The 22,524-nt window shown below is 74.5% G+C and carries 18 protein-coding genes; 10 read left to right on the plus strand and 8 right to left on the minus strand.

Annotated elements, in window-relative coordinates; translation table 11 throughout:
• Positions 1-270: 270 nt before the first annotated feature.
• The 5 genes from rplI to CSPHI_RS11655 form a co-directional block, all read right to left on the minus strand.
• On the minus strand, positions 271-723 hold the full coding sequence (gene rplI, locus CSPHI_RS11635; RefSeq protein ID WP_075693482.1) for a 50S ribosomal protein L9: 453 nt from the start codon (positions 721-723) through the stop codon (positions 271-273).
• A gap of 63 nt (positions 724-786) precedes the next feature.
• Positions 787-1,341, minus strand: coding sequence for a single-stranded DNA-binding protein (locus CSPHI_RS11640; protein ID WP_075693484.1), 555 nt, complete (start codon positions 1,339-1,341; stop codon positions 787-789).
• 38 nt (positions 1,342-1,379) lie between these two features.
• A complete protein-coding gene (rpsF, locus tag CSPHI_RS11645) occupies positions 1,380-1,667 on the minus strand; it encodes a 30S ribosomal protein S6 (protein ID WP_211274668.1) in 288 nt (95 codons plus the stop codon).
• Between the two features lie 140 nt (positions 1,668-1,807).
• Positions 1,808-1,996, minus strand: coding sequence for a hypothetical protein (locus tag CSPHI_RS11650; protein ID WP_157118551.1), 189 nt, complete (start codon positions 1,994-1,996; stop codon positions 1,808-1,810).
• A 9-nt stretch (positions 1,997-2,005) separates the two neighbouring features.
• The gene (locus CSPHI_RS11655) at positions 2,006-4,123 is read right to left on the minus strand and encodes a transglycosylase domain-containing protein (protein WP_245803425.1); all 2,118 of its coding nucleotides are present in this window, start codon (positions 4,121-4,123) and stop codon (positions 2,006-2,008) included.
• 418 nt (positions 4,124-4,541) lie between these two features.
• On the opposite strand from CSPHI_RS11655, the gene CSPHI_RS11660 reads away from it, so the two are divergent.
• From CSPHI_RS11660 to CSPHI_RS11675, 4 genes are all read left to right on the plus strand, one after another.
• Positions 4,542-5,636: an inositol-3-phosphate synthase gene (locus CSPHI_RS11660; protein ID WP_075693492.1), complete on the plus strand. Its 1,095-nt coding sequence runs from the start codon at positions 4,542-4,544 to the stop codon at positions 5,634-5,636.
• A 281-nt stretch (positions 5,637-5,917) separates the two neighbouring features.
• A complete protein-coding gene (locus CSPHI_RS11665) occupies positions 5,918-6,394 on the plus strand; it encodes a MarR family winged helix-turn-helix transcriptional regulator (protein ID WP_075693494.1) in 477 nt (158 codons plus the stop codon).
• A gap of 107 nt (positions 6,395-6,501) precedes the next feature.
• A complete protein-coding gene (locus CSPHI_RS11670) occupies positions 6,502-7,416 on the plus strand; it encodes a universal stress protein (protein WP_075693496.1) in 915 nt (304 codons plus the stop codon).
• Positions 7,417-7,447: 31 nt separating this feature from the next.
• Positions 7,448-7,879, plus strand: coding sequence for a hypothetical protein (locus CSPHI_RS11675; protein ID WP_075694067.1), 432 nt, complete (start codon positions 7,448-7,450; stop codon positions 7,877-7,879).
• 83 nt (positions 7,880-7,962) lie between these two features.
• Here CSPHI_RS11675 and leuS read toward each other — a convergent pair whose 3' ends face one another.
• The gene (leuS, locus tag CSPHI_RS11680; RefSeq protein ID WP_075693498.1) at positions 7,963-10,848 is read right to left on the minus strand and encodes a leucine--tRNA ligase; all 2,886 of its coding nucleotides are present in this window, start codon (positions 10,846-10,848) and stop codon (positions 7,963-7,965) included.
• A gap of 95 nt (positions 10,849-10,943) precedes the next feature.
• On the opposite strand from leuS, the gene CSPHI_RS11685 reads away from it, so the two are divergent.
• From CSPHI_RS11685 to CSPHI_RS11695, 3 genes are read left to right on the plus strand one after another with little or no spacing between them, the layout of a single operon-like run.
• Positions 10,944-11,531 carry an SdpI family protein gene (locus tag CSPHI_RS11685; protein WP_075693500.1) on the plus strand — a complete coding sequence of 196 codons (588 nt, stop codon included), beginning with the start codon at positions 10,944-10,946 and terminating at the stop codon, positions 11,529-11,531.
• Positions 11,532-11,548: 17 nt separating this feature from the next.
• A complete protein-coding gene (locus tag CSPHI_RS11690; protein WP_075693502.1) occupies positions 11,549-12,532 on the plus strand; it encodes a bile acid:sodium symporter family protein in 984 nt (327 codons plus the stop codon).
• 46 nt (positions 12,533-12,578) lie between these two features.
• On the plus strand, positions 12,579-13,688 hold the full coding sequence (locus tag CSPHI_RS11695; RefSeq protein ID WP_075693504.1) for a DUF695 domain-containing protein: 1,110 nt from the start codon (positions 12,579-12,581) through the stop codon (positions 13,686-13,688).
• A 15-nt stretch (positions 13,689-13,703) separates the two neighbouring features.
• Here CSPHI_RS11695 and CSPHI_RS11700 read toward each other — a convergent pair whose 3' ends face one another.
• Entirely contained in the window at positions 13,704-14,342 is a 639-nt protein-coding gene (locus CSPHI_RS11700; protein ID WP_425429726.1) for a YqgE/AlgH family protein, read from the minus strand.
• An 8-nt stretch (positions 14,343-14,350) separates the two neighbouring features.
• Positions 14,351-15,787, minus strand: coding sequence for a CCA tRNA nucleotidyltransferase (locus CSPHI_RS11705; RefSeq protein WP_075694071.1), 1,437 nt, complete (start codon positions 15,785-15,787; stop codon positions 14,351-14,353).
• 115 nt (positions 15,788-15,902) lie between these two features.
• On the opposite strand from CSPHI_RS11705, the gene CSPHI_RS11710 reads away from it, so the two are divergent.
• From CSPHI_RS11710 to CSPHI_RS11720, 3 genes are read left to right on the plus strand one after another with little or no spacing between them, the layout of a single operon-like run.
• A complete protein-coding gene (locus CSPHI_RS11710; RefSeq protein WP_075693506.1) occupies positions 15,903-16,820 on the plus strand; it encodes an NUDIX hydrolase in 918 nt (305 codons plus the stop codon).
• A complete protein-coding gene (locus CSPHI_RS11715; protein ID WP_075693508.1) occupies positions 16,817-19,201 on the plus strand; it encodes a hypothetical protein in 2,385 nt (794 codons plus the stop codon). Before CSPHI_RS11710 ends, CSPHI_RS11715 begins: the two co-directional genes overlap by 4 nt.
• Positions 19,189-22,500, plus strand: a complete 3,312-nt coding sequence (locus CSPHI_RS11720) for a lipid II flippase MurJ (RefSeq protein ID WP_425429727.1) — start codon at positions 19,189-19,191, stop codon at positions 22,498-22,500. The genes CSPHI_RS11715 and CSPHI_RS11720 overlap by 13 nt, the downstream gene beginning before the upstream one ends.
• Positions 22,501-22,524 lie beyond the last annotated feature (24 nt).

The following is a 22,524-nucleotide window of genomic DNA, read 5'->3' on the forward strand; positions in this document are numbered from 1 at the left end:
ACTCGTCACCGAACGGGTTTTCGTCGCCCCGCGTTCACCCCCCGATCCGGTGCCGGTCATGCGCCCGGGGCGGATCCGGGCCCGGATCGGGGGAGAAGTCCACAGGTTGTCCACAGGGCTTATCCACCATCGGCGCAGGCCGCGGGCCCGGGCCCGGCGGGCACGCCGAGGGGCCCCGTCCGATGGTCCGGACGGGGCCCCTGGGCTGCTGTTGTCTATGGGCCGGGCGGGGTGCGCGCCGGCCGCCGCCGGATACCCGGCGGCCGGGCGCTAACCGGCGACGACCTCCACGGAGACGTGGGCGGTGATCTGCGGGTGCAGCGCGATGTCCACGGTGTGCCGGCCGAGGGCCTTGATCTGGCCGGGGGCGAGCTCCACGGCGCGCTTGTCCACGGCCTGCCCGGAGGCGGCGCGGATGGCGCCGGCGACATCGGCCGCGGTGACCGAGCCGAAGAGCTTGCCGGACTCGGAGGCCTTCACGGACACGGACACGTTCTCCAGCGCGTCCAGGGTGTCCTTGACCTCGCGGGCGTGGTCCAGGTCCCGGATCTCCCGGGCCTCCTGGGCACGGCGGATGCCCTCGATCTGCTTCTCCGCGCCGCGGGTGGCCACGATGGCCAGGCCGCGCGGAAGCAGGTAGTTACGTCCATAGCCGGCCTTGACCTCGACGATGTCCCCGGGGACACCGAGATGGTCGACGGCGGCGGTGAGGATCAGCTTCATGATCCCTGCCTTTCGGGTGAATGTCTGTTGGTCGAAAAAGATGGGTTCCCGGTCGGGTCCGGATCAGAAGGGGGGCTCGTCGCCGCCGCCGAAGTCGCCGGCGGGCGGGGCGGAGTTCCAGGGGTCCTCCGCCGGCTGGCCGCCGCCGAAGGAGCCGGACGGCTGGCCGCCGCCGGAGCCGCCGCGGGGGCCGCCGAAGGACTGGCCGCCACCGCCGCCGAAGGAGCCGCCGCCGCCGGAGCCGCCACCGCGGGGGTTGCGGGTGACCTGGGCGGAGGCGAAGCGCAGCGAGGGGCCGACCTCGTCGGCCTCGATCTCGTAGACGGTGCGGCGCTCGCCATCGCGGGTCTCGTAGCTGCGCTGGCGCAGCCGGCCCTGCACGATGACGCGCATGCCCTTGCTCAGGGTCTCCATCACGTTCTCGGCCATCTCCCGCCAGGCGTTGCAGGTGAGGAACAGGGCCTCGCCGTCGGTCCACTGCCCCGCCTGCTTGTCGTAGACGCGGGGGGTGGAGGCGACGCGGAAGTTCGTCACCGCGGTGCCGGACGCGGTGTAGCGCAGCTCGGGATCGGCGACGACGTTGCCGATCAGCGTGATGGGGGTCTCTCCCTGTGCCATTCTTCGCTCCTAAGGGTGGCCCGGATGACCGGGGCCGGTCAGCGATCCGTCCGCAGCACCTTGGTGCGCAGGACGTTGTCGTTGAGGTTGAGCCGGCGGTCCATCTCCTTGACGGCATCCGGCCCGCAGTTGAGTTCGACGACGGCGTAGACGCCCTCGTCCTTCTTCTCGATGGGGTACGCCAGGTGGCGCTTGCCCCAGACGTCCACCTTCTTGACCTCGCCATCGTCCTTGCGGACGATATCGAGGAACTTCTCCAGGGACGGGCCTGCGGTGCGCTCATCGATCGACGGGTCGAGGATGATCATGACTTCGTAGTGACGCACGGACCTCATCACCTCCTGTGGTCTCGTTTGCGGTAGGCCGCGGCGCCATTCGCCGCGGCAGGAGGGTTCGTTGCGTCAGGCAACCCGGCCAGGGTAGCCCATCGACGCGGTCACCGGCCAATCCGCGCACCCGGCGGGGTTCACCCGGCGGAGGTGCCCAGGAACACCGCCAGGGTCACCGGGATGATGGTGCACAGCACCAGCGCGCCCAGCGCCAGGCCCCACACCAGCGACCGCGGCCGGCCGTACATGAAGGCGGCGAAGGAACCGCCGAAGAGCAGGAAGCCGATTCCGACGCTGACCATGGTCAGCAGCATCCACAGGTCCATCACGCGCCCCTATTCCGCCGGGATCGGATCCGCCGCGCCGGCGCCGCCGCCGGCGTCACCGCCCCCCGCATCACCCCCTTCCGCGCCGCCATCACCAAAACCCGGCAACGGCAGCTCCGGCAGCGGCAGCTCGGGCACCGGCGGGGGCTCCACCGGCGCCGGCTCGGGGGTGGGCGCCTCGGAGCTGGTGGTCTCCTCCGTGGTCGCCTCGGTGGTCTCCGGGACGTAGGTCTGGGTGGGCACCACCGGCCGGCCGGCCTGGCCGCCCACCGCCTTCGGCGCGGTGAAGGTCTTGAACTCCTCGTTCACCAGGCCGTTGTCCATGGTGTACTTCCAGATCGAGCCCGGCGACTGGGCGCCGTACATCACCCCGCCCCACGGGTTGTACAGGGCATCGCCGTCGACCATGCCCATCCACACCGCGGTGGACAGCTGGGGGGTGGCGCCGATCATCCAGGCGTCCTTGTTCAGCCCGGTGTCGCCGAGCTGGGTGGTGCCGGTCTTCGCCGCGGACTGCCGGCCGCCGGAAAGCGCCTGGTTGGAGTAGGCGGCGATCGGCTCCATGGCGTCGATGACGTTGGTGGCCACCGCCTCGGAGACCCGGCGCTCGCCCTCGATCCGGTCCGCGGAGCGGTCCAGCAGCACCTCCCCGTCGGCGGTCTCCACCCGGTTCACGAAATGCGGCCGGTGGTACATGCCGTCATCGGCGAGGGTGGCCAGCCCGACGGCCATGTCCAGCGGCCGGGTGGGGTACTGGCCCAGGGTGATCCCGTCGAAGGTGGTGCCGTCCTCCTCCATCAGGGTCCGGCCCAGGCCGGGCAGCTCCTCGGCCACGCCGAGCCGGTGCGCCATCGCCGCGGTGTCCTCCGCGCCGTGCTCCAGGTCCTGCTGCAGCCGGATGAAGGGGGTGTTCAGGGACTGCTTCAGCGCCTCCGAGATGGGGCAGGTGCCGCAGCTGGCGTTGCCCACGTTGTAGATGGTGGCGTCGCCGGAGGTCACCGGGGCCGAGGAGTAGGTCCGGGACAGCGGGATGTCCTGGTCCAGGGCGGCGGCGAGGGCGAAGATCTTGAAGGTGGACCCGGTCTGCACCCCGTTGTTGGCGTAGTCCCAGCCATTGGGGTCGTCACCGCCGTAGTAGGCGCGCACCGCCCCGGTGGCCGGCTCCACGGAGACCACCGCGGCGCGCTGGCCGCCGTCGATGTCCACGTAGGTGTCCACCGCGTCGAGCGCGGCCTGCTGCACGGTCGGGTCGATGGTGGTGGTGATCCGCAGGCCCTGGGTGTTCACCTGGGTCTCCGTGATGCCCTCCTCGGTGAGCTCGGCGAGCACCCGGTTGCGGATCAGCCCCTCCGGGCCGTCGGTGTTCGTCGGCACCGGCACCTCGGCGGGGTCGATGGTGTCCGGGTAGGGCGTGGTGGCCCGCTCCCCGGCGTCGAGCACGCCCATCTCCACCATGCCGTCGAGCACGTAGTTCCAGCGCTGCTCCGCCTCGGCCCGGTTCACCCAGGGGTCCAGGTCGGAGGGCCGCTGGATGGCCGCGGCGAGCACCGCGCCCTCGGCGGTGGTGAGCTCGGCGACCGGCTTGCCGAAGTAGGCCTCCGCGGCGGCGGCGATGCCGTAGGCGTTGCGGCCGAAGTAGATGGTGTTGAGGTAGGCCTCCAGGATCTGGTCCTTGCTCCACTGCCGCGCCATCTTGGCGGACATGACCAGCTCCTTGGCCTTGCGGGTCAGGGTGCGCTCATTGCCGACCACCGCGTTCTTCACGTACTGCTGGGTGATCGTGGAGCCGCCGCCGGCGGAGCGGTTGCCGGTGACCGCGCCGATCGCGGCGCGGGCGTAGCCGGTGAGCGAGAACCCGGGGTTGGTGTAGAACTCCCGGTCCTCGGCGGCGAGCACCGTGTTGCGCACCTGCACCGGCACCTCGTCCAGGGAGATCGGCTTGCGGTTGCCGGCCTCCGGCACGATCCGGGCGATCTCGCCCTCCCCGGTGCGGTCGTAGATCACCGCGATCTGGTTGTTCGCCAGCTCCTCGGGGCTGGGCACGTCGGTGGCCGCGTAGGCGATGCCGAAGATGGCGAAGGGGAAGAGCACGATCAGGGCGACCGCCGCGCCGATCCAGGCCCACAGGCGGCCGCGGCCGCCCGCCGGCGGGGCCTCGTCGACCCAGTCCTCCCGCCCGCCGCCGGCGGCGTCGGGGTAATGCGCTTCCTTGCTCACAGGCTCTCCCGAGGTTGCTTCTCATGCCCCCGGGCGGCGCCAGTCGCGCCGGAGGCGGGTCCGAGTCCCCAGGATACGAGGCATGGGCCCCCGAGGCGATATCCGAGCCGGGATCGGCGCCGCCGGGGCGCCCGGCGCGCGGGCGCGCCGGGGCCCGGCGGCGGGCGCCGGCGGGCGGGGGGCGGGCCCCGACCAGCCCGCTGTATCGGTTCACCGGCGCCGACGGCGCCCGCGGTGTCGTGTCCGGGGCCGCCAGGCGATAGCGTCAGGACGGTGGGCCCGCCGATTCCGGCGCGGCCCCGTAAGTGTCAAGGAGACGAAAAGCCATATGAGTTCCATCCGCGTAGCCATCGTCGGCGTCGGCAACTGCGCCTCCTCGCTCGTGCAGGGCGTCGAGTTCTACCGCCATGCCAGCGAGGACGAGACCGTGCCCGGCCTCATGCACGTCCGCTTCGGCGAGTACCACATCTCCGACGTCGAGTTCGTCGCCGCCTTCGACGTGGACGCCAAGAAGGTCGGCAGGGACCTCGCCGAGGCGATCGACGCCTCCGAGAACTGCACCATCAAAATCGCCGACGTGCCCGCCACCGGCGTCACCGTGCAGCGCGGGCCCACCCTGGACGGGCTCGGCAAGTACTACCGGGAGACCATCGAGGAGTCCGCGGCCGAGCCGGTGGACGTGGTGCAGGCGCTCAAGGACGCCCGGGTCGACGTGCTGGTGTCCTACCTGCCGGTGGGCTCCGAGCAGGCCGACAAGTTCTACGCGCAGTGCGCCATCGACGCCGGCGTCGCCTTCGTCAACGCGCTGCCGGTGTTCATCGCCTCCGACCCGGAGTGGGCCGCGAAGTTCGAGGCCGCCGGGGTGCCGATCGTCGGCGACGACATCAAGAGCCAGGTCGGCGCGACCATCACGCACCGGGTGATGGCGAAGCTCTTCGAGGACCGGGGGGTCCGCCTGGAGCGCACCCTGCAGCTCAACGTGGGCGGCAACATGGACTTCAAGAACATGCTGGAGCGCGAGCGGCTGGAGTCGAAGAAGATCTCCAAGACCCAGGCGGTGACCTCCAACCTCACCGGCCCGCTGGCCGGGCTCATCGACGACCGCAACGTGCACATCGGCCCCTCGGACTGGATCGACTGGCTCGACGACCGCAAGTGGGCCTACGTGCGCCTGGAGGGCAAGGCCTTCGGCGAGGTCCCGCTGAACCTGGAGTACAAGCTGGAGGTGTGGGATTCGCCGAACTCGGCGGGCATCATCATCGACGCGCTGCGCGCGGCGAAGATCGCCCTGGACCGCGGGATCGGCGGCCCGGTGTACCCGGCCTCGTCCTACCTGATGAAGTCCCCGCCGCGGCAGCTGGCCGATGACGTGGCCCGCACCCGCCTGGAGGCGTTCATCGCCGGCGAGGACGACGGGAAGTAACCACCCCCGCACCACCCCCGTCCGTAACACTCCCGTGACCGGCCCGGACCTGCGCGTCCGCGGCCGGTCACGTCGTGTTCGAATGCCGTTTACTGTTTGCGCCAGGATGCGACCTGGGGTTTCCCCGCCACCCGGGCCGTGGAGCGGCTCCCGGAAACGCCTTCGCCGCTCTTGCCGGGGAAACGGCCACGGCCCTTCTGCATCGGTGCGAATCTATAACTGTTTGCGCAGTGTTATTTTGGGATGGCAAGCAGGGCGGCTGATCCTATAGCATTCCTCCTATGAACGAGACCACCCCCGACACCGCGGAGGGCCACACCGCGCTGTCCATCGCGCGCCAGCTGCGCCCGCTGCTGACCCGCGCGGAACTGCTCTACAGCCGCCGCTCCGAGGAGTCGCAGCTCAGCCGGGCCCAGCTGTCCATCATGATGACCCTGGACGCGCTCGGCCCCTGCCGCATCAACCAGCTCGCCCAGGCCGAGGCGATCCGGATGCCCACCGCCTCCAACGCGGTGCACCACCTGGAGGACGCCGGCATGGTGGAGCGGGTCCGCGACACCAAGGACCGCCGCGGCGTGCGCGTGGAGCTCACCGCCAAGGGCCGCGAGGAGCTCGCCCGGGTCACCCGGGAGCGCGATGAGCAGATGGCCGCCATGTTCGCCACGCTCAGCCCCGAGCAGCTCGCCGTCGGCGCCCAGCTGGTGCCGGTGCTGCAGCGCATCCTGGACACCTACGGCCAGGACGAGGAGCACCCCTAGGTCCCGCCGGGGTGCGCCGAACGCCGGTGCCCGCCGCCCGCGGCGACTAGCATCGGCGGCGGCGCCGCACCCCCGGGGCGCCGCAGCCGGACGCCGAGGAGCAGCCCATGAGCAGCAGCCCGATGAGGATCCTGGTCGCCTGGCGGCCCGGGGCGGAGGGGCTGGACTCGGTGGCGCACGCCGCCTGGCTGGCCCGCACCTGCCCGGTGCGGATCCGCTTCGCCGCGGTGGTCTCCCGCGGCTGGCCGCTGACCTCCCTGGCCCGCCTCGACGCCGGCGACCGGTGGGTGCGCGAGGTCTCCCAGGCCACCGCCAAGGACATCCGCCGTGCCGCGAAGCGGGCCGGGCTGCGCAAGCCCATGATCGACGACGAGGATCCGGTGCGGATCATCGAGTCCTCCTCCGAGGCCACCGCGATCACCGCCGCCGCCGCCGAATTCGACGCCGACCTCATCCTGCTCGGCTCCCGCATCGGCGGGCCCGAGGGCCGCTTCCGGGCCGGGGCCACCGCGGACGCCCTGCTGCACTTCTCGCCGATCCCGCTGGGCCTGTCCATCCCCGGCGCCGTGCTCTCCAAGCGGGGGGTGACCCGGGTCAGCTGCAGCTACATCGACACCGCGCAGTCCCACGGCGCCCTGGAGCGGGCCGCGGACCTCGCCCGGGCCTGGGAGGTGCCGCTGCGGCTGCTCGCCTTCACCCCGGCCGGGGCGACCATGTACCCCACCGCCGCCGGCTACGGCTCCGCCGAGGACCTCATGGTGGAGTGGCATGAGCAGGCCCTGGCGCTGCTGGACCGGGGCCGGGACCGGGCGCTGACCCGGCACCCGGAGCTGCGGGTGCAGGCCGATGTCGGCTCCGGGGACGGCTGGGCCGGGGCGATCGGGGCGGTGAAGTGGAAGAAGGGGGATCTGCTGCTGCTCGGCTCCTCCACCCTGGGCCCCTTCGGCCGGGTGTTCACCGGCTCCTCGACGAACCACATCATCCGGCATGCCCCGGTGCCGATGATGATCACCCCCTCCTGACGCCGCCGCCGCGCCGCGTATGGTCGGGGCCATGCCCGATGACGAGATCCACGACCAGGTTCCGGCCGAGCGCCCGATCGACCCGGCCGACGATCCCCTGCTGCGCCTGGAGCGCAACGAGCGCTCCGGCCGCCAGGCCTACCGCTACGCCGCGGGGGTCATCATCGCCACCATCCTCACCGCCATCGGCGTCGGCGTCGCCGGGGCGGTCGCCGGCGGCCCGAACTGCGACGCCGGGGCCAGCCGGTTCATCTGCTCCCGGACCTGGGAGCTGGCCTGGCCGCTGGCCACCTCCGCGGTGAGCCTGGTCGGCGCCCTCGGCGGGTTCTGGATGACCTACCGCAAATGGGCCGCCTTCCAGCGCTGGCGCCCCTGGCTGGCCATGTGCTGGCTGCTGCTGCCGCACACCCTGCTGTGGATGACCGGCACCCTGTCCATCGCCATGTTCGGGCTGCCCGACTAGCCCGGCACGAGACGACGCCGCCGGCGCGGACCCGCGGGTCCGCGCCGGCGGCGTCCTCGCCCGGTCCCGGCGGGGCAGGGGCCTCAGCCCTTGACCACCACGTTGACCATCTTGCCGGGCACCACGATCACCTTCGCCACGGTGCCCTGGGCGGCGTACTCGGCGATCCGGCCATCGGCCAGGGCGGCGGCCTCCACCTCCTCGCGGTCGGCGTCCGCGGGCACCCGCACCCGGGAGCGCACCTTCCCGTTGACCTGCACCGGGTACTCCACCTCATCGTCGACCAGCCAGCGCTCGTCGACCTCCGGCCAGGGCCCGGCCGCCAGGCTGCGGTCATTGCCCAGCCGCTGCCACAGCTCCTCGGCGATATGCGGGGCCACCGGGCCGAGCATCAGCACCAGCGGCTCCACCGCCGCCCGCGGGGCGCCGCCCTCGCCATGGGCCTTGGTCAGGTGGTTGACGTACTCGATGAGCTTGGCCACCGCGGTGTTGTCCCGCAGCGCCGCGTAATCCGCGGTGACCCCCTCGATGGTGCGGTGCAGCGCCCGCAGATCCGCCTCATCCGGCTCCGCCCCGGTGACGGCGCACCCGCCGGTGGCCTGGTCCACCACCAGCCGCCACACCCGCTGCAGGAAGCGCTGGGCGCCCACCAGGTCCTTCGTCGCCCAGGGCCGGGAGGTGTCCAGGGGGCCCATCGCCATCTCGTAGACGCGCAGCGTGTCCGCCCCGTAGGAGTCGCAGATCTCGTCCGGGCTGACCGCGTTCTTCAGCGACTTGCCCATCTTCCCGTACTCCCGGAAGACCTCCTCCTCGCCGATGAAGAACCGGCCGTCGCGCTCCACCACCTCGGCCGCCGGGCGGTACACCCCGCGGGCGTCGGTGTAGGCGAAGGCCTGGATGTAGCCCTGGTTGAACAGCCGCCGGTAGGGCTCCACGGAGGTGACGTCGCCCAGATCATGGAGCACCTTGTGCCAGAACCGGGAGTACAGCAGGTGCAGCACCGCATGCTCCACCCCGCCGACGTACAGGTCCACCCCGCCCGGATCGGACTCGCCGTGGATCTCCGGGCGCGGCCCGGTCCAGTACCGCTCGTTCTCGATGTCGCACAGCGCCTGGTCGTTGTTCGGGTCGATGTAGCGCAGCTGGTACCAGGAGGAGCCCGCCCAGTTCGGCATCACGTTGGTGTCCCGGCGGTAGGTGCGCGGCCCGTCCCCGAGATCCAGCTCCACCTCCACCCAGTCCGTCGCCTTCGCCAGCGGGGCCTGCGGCTCGGTGTCCGCGTCCTCCGGGTCGAAGGTCACCGGCCGGTAGTCGTCCACCTCCGGCAGCTCCACCGGCAGCATCGACTCCGGCAGGGCGTGCGCCACCCCCTCCTCGTCGTAGACCACCGGGAAGGGCTCGCCCCAGTAGCGCTGCCGGGCGAAGAGCCAGTCCCGCAGCTTGTACTGGGTGGTGCCCCGGCCGGCGCCGTGGGCCTCCAGCCAGTCGATGGTCGCCGCCTTGGCCTCCGCCACCGCCAGGCCGTTGATGTCCAGGCCCCGGTCATTGGCGGAGTTCACCGCCACCCCGTCGCCGACATGCGCCGCCTCGGCGACGTCACCGCCGGAGACCACCTCCCGGATCGGCAGCCCGAGGGCCCGGGCGAACTCGTGGTCGCGCTCGTCATGGGCGGGCACCGCCATGATCGCGCCGGTGCCGTAGCCGGCGAGCACGTAGTCGGCGATGAACACCGGCACCCGCTCCCCGGACACCGGGTTCACCGCGTACGCGCCGGTGAACACGCCGGTCTTGTCCCGGTTCTCCTGGCGCTCCAGATCGGATTTCGAGGCGATCGCCCGCCGGTAGCCGGCCACCGCCTCCGCCGGGGTGGCCGCGCCGGAGGTCCACCGCGGATCCACGCCCTCCGGCCAGGCGTCGGCGACCAGCTCGTCGACCAGGTCCAGCTCCGGGGCGAGCACCATGTAGGTGGCCCCGAAGAGGGTGTCCGGGCGGGTGGTGAACACCTCGATCGGGTACTCGGCGCCATCGGCGCCGACGGCGGTGAACACCACCTCCGCGCCCCGGGAGCGGCCGATCCAGTTGCGCTGCATGGCCTTGACCTTCTCCGGCCAGTCCAGCAGCTCCAGATCGTCGACCAGGCGGTCCGCGTAGGCGGTGATCCGCATCATCCACTGGCCCAGCCGCTTGCGGAACACCGGGAAATTGCCGCGCTCGGAGCGGCCCTCGGCGGTGACCTCCTCATTGGACAGCACCGTGCCCAGGCCCGGGCACCAGTTCACCATCGAATCGGAGCGGTACACCAGGCGCCGGGCGTCCAGCGCCCGGGCCCGCTCCACCCGATCCAGCTCCGCCCAGGCGCGCCCGGCGAACTCCTCCGGCAGCGCCACCTCCCCGGAGCCGTAGGCGGCGACGAGCTCGTCGATGTGCCGGGCCCGGCCGGCCCGCTCATCGAACCAGGCGTTGTAGATGCGCAGGAAGATCCACTGGGTCCACCGGTAGTAGTCCACGTCGGTGGTGGCGAAGGAGCGGCGCTTGTCATGGCCCAGGCCCAGCCGGCCGAGCTGGCGCTCCATGTTCGCGATGTTCTCCTCGGTGGTCACCCGGGGATGCGTGCCGGTCTGCACGGCGTACTGCTCCGCGGGCAGCCCGAAGGCGTCGTAGCCGAGGGTGTGCAGCACATTCGCCCCGCGCATCCGGTGAAAGCGGGCGAACACGTCGGTGGCGATGTAGCCCAGGGGGTGGCCCACGTGCAGGCCCACCCCGGAGGGGTAGGGGAACATGTCCTGCACGAACAGCTTGTCCGCCGGCGGGGCGGAGCCGTCCGCCGGGGCGAGATCGCCCACCGGGTTCGGGGCCTCGAAGGTGCCCGAATCCGCCCAGTAGCGCTGCCACTTCGACTCGATCGCGGCGGCGAGCGCCGGGGTGTAGTTGTGGTTGGCCTCCGCGGCGGCGTTGTCGCTGTTCGTCATGGTTGGACAGTCTAACGGCCCAGGACGCGGCCGCGGGCCCGGGGGAGCGCCGCCCGGCGCGGAACCCGCCGGGCGGGGGCAGTACACTCGGGCCCATGATCGCCATCCCCTTGATCCTGCTGGTCATCGCCGTGGCCGTCGGCGTGGTCGCCGCCGCCGCGTGGACCGCGCACCTGCCCGGCAACAACTACATCGGGATCCGCGCCCCGGAGGCCCGCCGCTCCCGGGAGAACTGGGACATCACGCACCGGGTCGCCGGCCCGCCGTGGGCGGTGGCCGCGGTCGCCTTCGCCGCCGCCGCGGCCCTGGCCGGGCAGGCCATCGACCCGGCGGCCTCCGGCTGGATGTGGCTGTGGGTGGCCGTCGCCGCGCTCGCCGGGATCGCGATGCTCGGCGTGGGCTCGGCGATGGGCGCGCACACCATCGCCATCTACCAGGCCCGCCGCGACGCCGCCGAGCGCGACTCCGGGGACTGCTGCTCCTCCGGGGGCTGCGCCGACGCCCCCGGGGGGCACGACCACGACCACGGCCACGGCCGCGGCGGCGGGGTGTGCGGCGACGGCCGGGAATGCGGCAGCTGCGACGGCTGCGACGCGCCCGCCGACGGGATCGACCGGGAGGCGCTGCGCCGCGCCGCGCGCCGGCCCACCCCGGATCCGGCCCCCCGGCCCGAGGCCGGCTGAGGCCGGCGGCGACGCCCATGCTCCAGCGCCTGCGCACCTGGCGGCCCGACCCGCTCATCGTCCTCATCCTGGTCGCCCTGGCCCTGGCGATCGCCTTCCCGGCCCGCGGCGCCTTCGCCGAGGGCTTCGGGGTGGCCACCAAACTGGCCATCGCGCTGCTGTTCTTCCTCTACGGGGCGCGGCTGAGCCCCCGGGAGGCCCTCGACGGGCTGCGGCACTGGCGGCTGCACCTGACCATCCTGGCGCTGACCTTCATCGCCTTCCCGCTGCTCGGCCTGGCCCTGCGGCCCCTGGACCTGGTGCTCTCCCCGGGGCTGTACCTCGGGGTGCTCTACCTCACCCTGGTGCCCTCCACGGTGCAGTCCAGCGTCAACTTCACCTCCATCGCCCGGGGCAACGTCGCCGGCGCCATCGTCAGCGCCTCCGCCTCCAACCTGCTCGGCATCGTCATCACCCCGGTGCTGGTGATGCTGCTCATGGCCACCGGCGGCGGGGTGCGCGTGGACGGCTCCGTCTTCGCGGACATCTCCCTGCAGCTGCTGCTGCCCTTCGCCATCGGCCAGCTCACCCGGCGCTGGACGCTGCGCCTGGCCGCGGCCAAGCGCACCCGCAACGTGGACCGGATCTCCATCGCCATGGTGGTCTACGCCGCCTTCTCCGAGGGCATGGTGGAGGGCATCTGGTCCACGGTGCCGATGACCGACCTGATCGTGCTCTGCGCCCTGTCCGCCGCGGTGGTGGAGCTGCTGCTGCGCGCCTCCGGGGCGCTGGCCCGCCGGCTGGGCTTCAACCGGGCCGACCGGATCGCGATCCAGTTCTGCGGCTCCAAGAAGTCCCTGGCCACCGGGCTGCCCATGGCGGCGGTGATCTTCGGCGGCAATGCCGGGGTGATCATCCTGCCGCTGATGATCTTCCACCAGATCCAGCTGATGATGTGCGCCTGGTACGCCGCCCGCTGGGGCCGGGAGGCCGAGGCCGCCGCGGCCGGCGCGGCCGGCTGAGCCCGCCGCGCCCCGCCGGGGCCCGCGGCCTGCTAGACACGGTGGCATGAGCTCAGCCCGCCACCGCCCCGCCCCCGACGCCGACCCCGACCACGGCCCCGCCGATCCGCAGGCCCCGGACCCCGCCGCCCGGGACGCCGCGATCGCCGGGTTCTGGTCCTGGTGGAACGACGGCGGCGGCGCCGCCCTGGACGCCATGTTCACCGGGGTCGGCGACCCGATCGACGTGCACCGCGCCGTCGGCGACCGCGTCGCCGCCGTGGACCCCCGCCTGGCCTGGGGCTTCGGCCCCGGCGGGGAGGACTCCCGGCATCTGCTGACGATCACCGCCGGCGGGGACCCGCTAGTGCGCGCCACCGCCCGCCGGATGCTGCTCGCCGGGCCCGATGACGACGCCACCTGGGCGTTCACCGACTTCCGCCGGCCCGACCCGACCGCCGCGATCACCTGGGACGGGCGCACCATCGACCCCGGGGAGGCCTCCGTGGAGGCGATGGCCGGCACCACCGTGGTGGGGGTGCGGCTGCACCACCCGGTGTTCGCGGAGCTGCTCGACGGGGTCGCCGGGCCGGAGGACCCGGCCGCGGCGACCGCGGAGCGGGAGGTCACCCAGATCGGCTTCATGCTGCTGCAGCTGGTCCTCGGCGAGGAGGGCTTCGGGCTGTGGGTGGGTGATGTGGTCCTCGCCCGGGAGCGCCCGGAGGGCGCCGTCGCCCTGGCGGAGCTGCCCGGGATCATCGCCCGCGTCGCCGAGGCCTGCCCGGTCTGGTACGGCATGGAGGCGGTGACCAAGGATCTGCCGGTGCACGTCACCGCCCGGGCCCCGCTGTCGCCGCTGGTGGACCCGCTGCTCACCCGGCATGTGGTGGTGCAGCTGCTGTACTCCGAGGTCGATGCCGAGGGCCTGCCCGGGCCGGGGTCGGCCCGGGCCCTGGACGAGATTGGCCGGGCGATGGCGGAGGCCCCCGGCGACGAGGGCGTGTTCGTCGCCGCGGAGACCTCCGACGGGCTGCGCCTGCTGCACTTCTACGTCGACCCGGAGGGCCCCGGGGAGGGGCGGATCCGCGAGCTCGCCGCCGGCTGGGACCAGGGCGAGCATGCGGTGGACGCCGCCGATGACCCGGGCTGGCTGCGGGTGGCGCATCTGCGCGCCTGAGCCTCCGGGGCCGGCTCAGTTGTCCCGGATGTCCTCCGGGTAGGTGGCGTAGAGCGGCAGCGGCCAGGCCTGCCGGCGCATCACGTCGCCCCACACGTCGGCGCCGGCCGGGGCCAGCACATCCGAGGGCAGCGCCGGGGCGACGTACCAGTCCCCGCGGTCGAGCTCATCGTGCAGCTGCCCCGGGGCCCAACCCGCGTAGCCGGCGAAAAGCCGCGCCCCGGCCAGGCGGCCCTCGAAGACCCCGGGCTCGGCGCCGAGGTTGACGATCGCGAAGCGGTTGGCCAGCCGCTGCGCCGCCGGCGCCCCGCCCAGCTCCGGGTCGGGCTGCTCCGGCAGCTCCGCGCCGAGCGCGGTGACCCCCAGGCAGATCGGCTGGGTGCGGTTCACCGGGCCGCCGATGTACACCACCGGCGGTTTGCTCATCAGGGGCTCCCAGTCCTCCAGCACATTGTGCACCGGGGTCTCCGAGCGGGTGGTCAGATCCACGCCCAGGGTGCCGGTGGCGTCATGCTCGATGAGGAAGATCACGGACCGGGCGAACCCCGGCGAGGCCATGCCCGGCGCGGCGACGAGCAGCATCCCGGTGGCCGGCTCGGTGCGCTCGAGGCTGGTGAAGAGGCGATCGCCGAAGAGGTTGCCGGTGGAGTCCATATCCGCCATTATGCCGGTCCGCCGGCGCGCCCCCGCCACCAGCGCAGCAGCTCCGCCTCCGCCTCCGCCCGGTCCATCGGGCCCCGGTCCAGGCGCAGCTCCTTGAGATGCCGCCAGGCGGCGCCGACCTCCGGGCCGGCCGGGATGCCCAGCAGCGCCATGATCTCGTTGCCGTCCAGATCCGGGCGCACCCGGGCCAGATCCTCCTGCTCCGCCAGGGCGGCGATCCGCTCCTCGAGGTCATCGCAGGCCCGGGCCAGCCGGGCGGCCTTGCGCCGGTTGCGGGTGGTGCAGTCGGCGCGCACGATCATGTTCAGCCGGTCCAGCTGGTCCCCGGCGTCGGTGACGTAGCGGCGCACCGCCGAATCGGTCCACCGGCCCTCCCCGTAGCCGTGGAAGCGCATGTGCAGGTACACCAGCCGGGAGACCTCCTCCACGGTGCGCTTGGGGTACTTCAGGGCGCGCAGCCGGCGGCGCACCAGCTTCGCGCCCACCACCTCGTGGTGGTGGAAGGTCACCGAGCCGTCGGCTCGGAAGGCCCGGGTGTCGGGTTTGCCGCAGTCGTGCAGCAGCGCCGCCAGGCGCAGCACCAGGTCCGGGCCGTTCTCCTCCTGGGCGATGGCCTGCCGCAGCACCTGCAGGGAATGCCGGTAGACGTCCTTGTGCTGGCGGTGCTCGTCGACGGTCATCAGCATCGCCGGGATCTCCGGGAGCACGTGCCCGGCCAGGCCGGTGTCCACCATCAGGTCGATCCCGGCGGCCGGGTCGGCGCCCAGGATCAGCTTGTCCAGCTCCGCCTGCACCCGCTCCGCGGTGATCCGGCGGATCTCCCCGGCCATGGCGCGCATCGCGGCGCGCACCCGGTCGGCGACCCGGAAGCCCAGCTGGCTGGTGAAGCGGCAGGCGCGCAGCATGCGCAGCGGATCATCGCCGAAGCTGACCTCCGGGGCGCCGGGGGTGTCCAGCACCCCGTCGACGACATCGGCGAAGCCGCCGAGGGGGTCGACGAACTCGCGGGTGCCGTCCCCGCGCAGCCGCACCGCGATCGCGTTGCAGCGGAAGTCCCGGCGCACCAGGTCGCCGGCCAGGTCCTCCCCGAAGGTGACCTCCGGATTGCGGCTGACCTGGTCGTAGACGTCGGCCCGGTAGGTGGTGATCTCCACCTGGCGGCCGTCCTTGGCCGCGGAGAGGGTGCCGAACTCGATCCCGGTGTCCCACACCGTGGGCGCCCAGTCCTCGAGGATCGCGCGCACCGTCGCCGGCCGGGCCCCGGTGGTGAAGTCCAGGTCGTGCCCGAGCCGGCCGAGCAGGGCGTCACGCACCGAGCCGCCGACCAGGTGCAGCTCCGCCCCGGCGGCCTCGAAGGCGGCGGCCAGGGGGGTCAGCAGCGCCGATTCGGCGGCGATCGCCTGGTCGGCGCGGGCGAGCACCGCGGCGCGGGGCAGGTCCGCCGCCGCGGCGCCGGCGGCCGGTCCGGGGGTGCCGTGGGGTGGCTGGGGCTGCTGGGTCACGCACGACACCCTACCCGCAGGCCCGCGCGGGACGGCTAGGGTATGAGGAATGAGCGAGACCGAGGGCGAGGGCCGGAAGGCGGGGTCGCGGCGACGGCGCCGCCGGCCGCGCCGGCGCTCCGGCGCCCCCGGTTCCGCCGGCGGCGCGGCCGGATCGGGGGCCGGCCGGGGCGGGGCGGCGGGCTCCGGCGGCGGGCAGCCCGGCGGCCACGGCGGGGGCGGCGCGCAGGGCGGGGGCGGCAAATCCGGCGGCGGTAAAACCGGCGGCGGCGGCAAGCCCGGCGGCGGCGGCAAATCCGGCGGGCAGGGCGGCGGCAACCGCAACCGCAACCGGCGGCGGCGGTCCCGCCCCGGCCAGGGCAAGGGCCAGGGGCAGAACCGTCGGGGCGGCAACCGGCCGCGGCCGGCGAACCGGGGCGGGGCGCAGCGCCGCCGCGGCGGGGCCGGCACCGGGCAGCCCCGGATGCGCACCTCGGTGGAGACCTCCGCCGGCGGCCTGGTGGTCTCCGGGCTGGCGGAGGCCGTCGACGCCGACGGGCACGTCGACCTCGCCCGGATCTACGTCGCCCTGATCGGCCGGGTGGACCGGCGCGGCCGGCTGCTGTGGTCCATGCCCAAGGGCCATGTCGAACCCGGGGAGGATCACGGCGCCACCGCGGAGCGGGAGGTGTGGGAGGAGACCGGGATCCGCGGGGAGGTGCTCGCCGAACTCGGCGTCATCGACTACTGGTTCGTCTCCGAGGGCACCCGGATCCACAAGACGGTGCACCATCATCTGCTGCGCTTCGTCGACGGCGCCTTCAACGACGATGACCCGGAGGTCACCGAGGTGCAGTGGGTGCCGGTGGTGGGCCTGGTGGAGCGGCTGGCCTACGCCGACGAGCGCAAGCTCGCCCGGCGCGCCCATGATCTGCTGCCGGAGCTGGCCCGGACGGAGCGGGCCGCGGGAAGGCTGACCCCGCGATGAGCCGGCGGCTGCGGCGGATCGCCGCCGGCGCGGCCGCGGCGGCGCTGGTGCTCGGCGCGGCGCCCGCGCCGGCGCCGGCCGCGCCCTGGCCGACCACGCCGACGGACCCGGCGGTGGCGGCGCAGTGGGTGGGCGCCGATTCCCGGGTGGGCGCGGACGGGCCCCTGCAGCTGGCGGTGGAGTCGGTGGCCCCGCGCACCGTCACCGCCACGGGCGCCCTGCGGCTGAGCCTACGGCTCACCAACCGGGGGGAGGAGCCGCTGGACGAGGTGAGCCTGCGGCTGCAGCGCGCCGATCCGCTGGCCTCCGCGGAGGACGCCGCGGTGGCCCTGGCGGAGCCGGAGTCCGCGTTCCCGGTGGCCACCGACTTCCGCGAGCCGCTGCGCCTGGACCCCGGCCAGGGGCGCACCGTGACGCTGCGGGTGGAGCCGGGCCGGGCGGCCCCGGAGGGCCTCGGGGTGACCGCCCCGGGGGTGTACCCGGTGCTGGTCAACGCCAACGGCCGCCGCGACGGCGGGATCGTGGAGCTGCTCGCGGAGACCCGGATGCTGGTGCCCATCGACGCCGAGGGCGGGGATGCGGCGGCCGCGGGGGAGCCGGCGCCGCCCGCCCCGCCGGGGCTGACCCTGCTGTGGCCCCTGGCCACCCGGGTGCCGCTGACCCCCGGGGAGGTCGGCGAGGCCCCGGACCCGGCGGAGCTGATGCTCGCGGACGGCTCGCTGGCCGCGGCCATGGACCGGGGCCGGCTGGGCCAGCTGCTCGGCGCCCTGGAGGAGGCGCTGGCCGCCCCGGGCGGGGAGCGGCTGCGGGAGGCCACCTGCCTGGCGGTGGACCCGGAGCTGGTGGAGACCGCCTCCCGGATGGCGGACGGCTACCTGGTGGGCAGCCGGCGGCCGGACCCGGTGGCCGCCGGGGAGCGGCTGCGCGACTCCTGGGGCCGCGGCGACGACGGCGACGCCGAGCCGGCCGGGGACGCCGAGGCCGCCGCCCGCTGGCTGACCCGGCTGCGCGCCCTGGCCGCCGATCTGTGCGTGGTGGCCTGGCCCTGGGCCGCCGCGGAGGCCGCGGCGGTGGCCGGGGCGGGCGACCCGGCGCTGGCCGGCACCTGGCTGGACGACGGCCCGGAGACGATTTCCCGGGTGCTCGGCGCCGATCCGCTGCCCGGGGTGGTGCTGCCCCCGGAGGGCTACCTCACCGGCGCCGCCGCGGATCTGCTCTCCGCCCGGGCCGGGGCCGGCGAGCTCACCGCCCTGGTCGCCTCCGGCACCGTCACCTCCGGCGGGGCGCCGCTGCCGCCGGGGGCGGCGACCTACCTGCGCCCCGGGCTACGCGCCGTCGCCGCCGCCGGGGAGATCAACGCGGCCCTGGCCGGCACCGGCGCCCGGCCCCGGCTGGCGGGCTGGTCGCGGCCGCTGGGCCGGCACCGCCTGGAGGCGGACTCGGCCCCCGCCCGGATGCAGTCCGCGATCGGGGTGCTGCACCAGCGGCTCCGGGAGGCCGACGCCCCGGCGCTCATCACCGCGCCCCCGCCGGCGTGGTCCGTGGACGGCGCCGGGGCCCGGGAGTGGCTCACCGCCGCCGGGGCGGCCCTGGCCGCCGGGGAGGCCGCGCCGCTGCCCCTGGAGCGGGCCCTGGGCCCCCGGGCGGGGATCGCCGCCGGCGGCACCGGGGCGATCGCCGCGCTGCCCGCCGACCCGGGCGCGGTCACCGACGCGGAAATCGGCCGGGCCGGGCAGCAGGCCCGCTACCTGGGGGAGTTGACCTCGCTGATGGCCGAGGCGCCCGATATCGCGCTCACCCCCGCCGGGTTCACCCGGCCGCTGCGCCGGGACGTGCTGCGCAGCCTCACCACCGTGGGCCGGCGCTGGCGGCCCGGGCACGACCGGGCGGTCGCCGCCGCCGCCCGGCTGCAGGCCGAGGACGGCCGGCTGGTGCGCCGGCTGCGCGACTCGGTGCGGATCCTCGCCCCCGGCGGGGTGTACACCCGGGCCACGGACGCCTCCCCGGTGGCGGTGGTGGCCTCCAACGGGCTGCCGCTGCCGGTGCCCGCCCGGGTGCTCCTGGACGGCCAGGGCATGGCGGAGCCGCTGCGGGAGCAGGCGATGCTGCCGGCGAAGGGCTCGGTGACCCTGCAGCTCTTCCCCGACGTCGATCCCGGCGACCGGCGCCGCTCGGAGCTGACCATGGTGCTGGAGGACCGGTCCGGGCGGACCATCTCCGCCCCGGTGGACATCACGGTGCGCTCCGGGCCGCGGGTGCGGTCCCTGGTGCTGCTGGGTCTGCTCGCCGCGGCCGCGCTGGGCACCGGCACCGTGCTGGCCCGGCGCCGCGCCGACCGATTCAGCCCCCGCCGCGCCGGTGATGGACAATGGGGCCCGTGAGCGATCCCGACCCCAGCCCCGCCCCCGCCGGGCAGCGCGACCGCATCCGGCGGCCCGCGCCGCCGGCGCCGGTGCCCGCCGCGCGCGCCCCGCGCCCGGCGCAGCCGGCGCCCGACCTGAGCCGGCCGCCCACCGGCGGCCGCACCGCGGTCGCCGAGGTCGCCGCCGGCGAGGCCGGGGGCGACGGGCGGGCCAGCGACGCGGAGGTGATGCGCTCCACCGGCTCGATGGCGGTGGCCACCCTGATCTCCCGGATCACCGGCTTCCTGCGCAACACGCTCATCGGGATCACCCTCGGCCCGGCGGTGGCCTCGGCCTTCAACGTGGCGAACACGCTGCCGAACCTGATCACCGAGATCGTGCTCGGCGCGGTGCTGACCTCCCTGGTGGTGCCGGTGCTGGTGCGCGCGGAACGGGAGGACCCGGACCGCGGGGAGGCGTTCATCCGCCGGCTGCTCACCGTGGCGCTGACCCTGCTCGGCGTGGTCACCGTCGCCGCGGTGGCCGCCGCCCCGGTGCTCACCCGGGTGAACCTGGACGCCGATGGCGAGGTCAACGTGGTGATGTCCACCGCCTTCGCCTTCCTGCTGCTGCCCCAGATCATCTTCTACGGGGTGTTCGCGCTGCTCATGGCGGTGCTCAACACCAAGGGGGTGTTCAAGCCGGGGGCCTGGGCGCCGGTGGCCAACAACGTCGTCGCCATCGCCACCCTGCTGCTGTACTGGGCGCTGCCCGGCCGGCTGGACCCGGACCGGGCGGTGCCGGTGACCGATCCGCAGGTGCTGCTGCTGGGCCTGGGCACCACCCTGGGCGTGGTGGTGCAGGCGGTGATCCTGGTGCCGCCGCTGCTGCGCGCCGGGGTGAACCTGCGCCCCCTGTGGGGCATCGACGCCCGGATCCGGCAATTCGCCGGGATGGGCGTGGCCATCGTCGCCTATGTCGCAATCAGCCAGTCCGGCTACATCGTGACCACCCGGATCGCCTCCCTGGCCGATGCCGCGGCGCCGACCATCTACCAGCAGTCCTGGCTGCTGCTGCAGGTGCCCTACGGGATCATCGGGGTGACCCTGCTCACCGCGATCATGCCGCGGCTGTCCCGCAACGCCTCCGAGGGCGATGACGCCGCGGTGGTCCGCGACCTGGCGGTGGGCTCCAAGCTGACCATGCTGGCGCTCATCCCGGTGGTGGTCTTCTTCACCGTCTTCGGCCGCCAGATCGCCAACGCCCTCTTCGCCTACGGCCGCTTCCCCGCCGAGGTCGCGGACATCCTCGGCTGGACCCTGTCCTTCTCCTCCTTCACCCTGATCCCCTATGCGCTGGTGCTGCTGCACCTGCGCGTCTTCTACGCCCGGGAGGAGGCGTGGACCCCGACCTTCATCATCTTCGGGATCACCGTGGTGAAGGTGCTGCTCAGCCTGCTCGCCCCCCTGGTGGCGGCGAAACCCCAGCTCACCGTGGTGCTGCTGGGCGCGGCCAACGGGTTCGGCTTCGTCGCCGGGGCGGTGATCGGGGTGGTGCTGCTGCACCGCACCCTGGGCCCGCTGCGCGGCGGGGAGGTGCTGCGCACCTGCCTGTGGGCGGCCGGGGCCTCCGCGGTCGGCGCCCCGGTGGCCTTCGTCGTGGAGCATCTCCTCGGCGGGCCGCTGGGCGGGTTCGGCTCCGCCGGCTACGTGCTGCGCACCGCGGTGGCCGGGGTGGTCTTCCTGGGGGTCACCGGGGTGGTGCTGATGCGCGCCCCGCTGCCGGAGGTGCGCACCATCGCCGCGGCGCTGGGCCGGATGCCGGGGCTGTCCCGGCTGGCCCCGGCCGCCGAGGAGGCGCCGGAGGAGGTCACCGAGGCGGTGGCCGCGGGCGCGGCCGGGGACGCCGCCGCGCTCGGCGCGGACGGGGTGCTGGCCTCCCCGCTGCTGCCGCCGATGCCCACCGAGGCCGCCCGGCCGCCCCGGTTCGTGCCGGGGGAGATGATCCGCGGCGGCCGGTTCCGGCTGATCTCCGCCGAGGGGGCCCGGCCCGGGATGCGCTTCTGGCGGGCCATGGACAACTCCGGGGCCGGCCGCCGCGAGGTGGGCCTGGTCTTCGTCGACGCCGGCCGGCTGCCGCATCCGGGGATCACCTCCGCGGCGGCGGCGCAGGCGATGATCTCCGCCGCCCGCGGCCTCGGCGAGCTCGCCGGGCCCGGCCTGGCGGAGGTGACCGAGGTCATCCCCGGGCGCACCGAGTTCATCGTGGTCGCCGAGTGGATCCCCGGGGCGGCGCTGGCCGCGGTGGCCTCCGACCGGCTCAACCCGGAGGCCGCGGCGCTGGCCGCCGCCGGGCTCTTCGACGCGGTGGCCCGCGCCGGCGAAGCCGGGGCGGCGCTCGGCCTGGACGGGGCCGAACGGCTGCGGGTCAGCGTCGACGGCACCCTCACCCTCGCCTTCCCCGCCCCCGGGGTGGACGCCGACCCGGCCGCGGACCGGGCCGCCGCGGCACGGGTGCTCGAGGGGCTGCTCGACGACTGCGCGGCGCCGACCCGCGCGATCCGGGCCGCCGCGGCCGAGGCCGGGGAAGCCGATCCGGCGACCACCGCGGACCGGCTGCGCGAGGCCGCCTGGGCCGGGTCGGCGGACGGGCTGAGCGTGGAACCGGAGGAGGCGCGCACCACCGGCACCGGGCGCGCCCTGGCCCCGGCCCGGGGCACCTCCCGGCGCCGGCTGTGGGGCATCGGCGGGGTGGCGGTCGGCCTGGTGCTGGTCGCCGCCCTGGTCGCCACCGCGGTGTTCGCGGTGCTCAACCGCAGCGAGGAGGCGCCGCTGACCCCCGATTCGGTGCGCCGCGGGCCCGGCGCGGTGGAGGACGCGGTCGCCCAGACCGCGACCATCACCTCGGTGGCGGAATGGCAGCCGCCGAACGACGATCCGCTGGCCGGGCCGGACAACCCGGAGGCCGCCCCGCTGGCGGCGGACGGGGATCCGGCCACCGCCTGGTCCAGCTCCGTCTACGCCGCCCAGTTCGATCCCTCCCCGGCCGGGTTCAAGCCCGGGATCGGGCTGCTGCTGGAGTTCAAGGGCCCGGTGCGCCCCGGTGGCGTGGAGATCCTCGGCTCACCGGGGGCGACCGTGCAGATCCTGGCGATCGACTCCCCGGACCCGGTGGACGTGGCCACGCTGCCGCTGCTGGGGGAGGCGGTGCTCGGCGAGGGCCGCACCGCGATCCCGGTGCGCGGGGCCCCGGCCTCGGCGCATCTGCTGGTGTGGGTCTCCGCGCTGCCGATGCCGGACGCGGCCCGGATCAACGAGATCACGGTCACCCGGAAATAGCCCCGCGGCGCGGGTTGTCCACAT

The sequence above is a fragment of the Corynebacterium sphenisci DSM 44792 genome, from assembly GCF_001941505.1.
GTDB classification, from domain to species: domain Bacteria; phylum Actinomycetota; class Actinomycetes; order Mycobacteriales; family Mycobacteriaceae; genus Corynebacterium; species Corynebacterium sphenisci.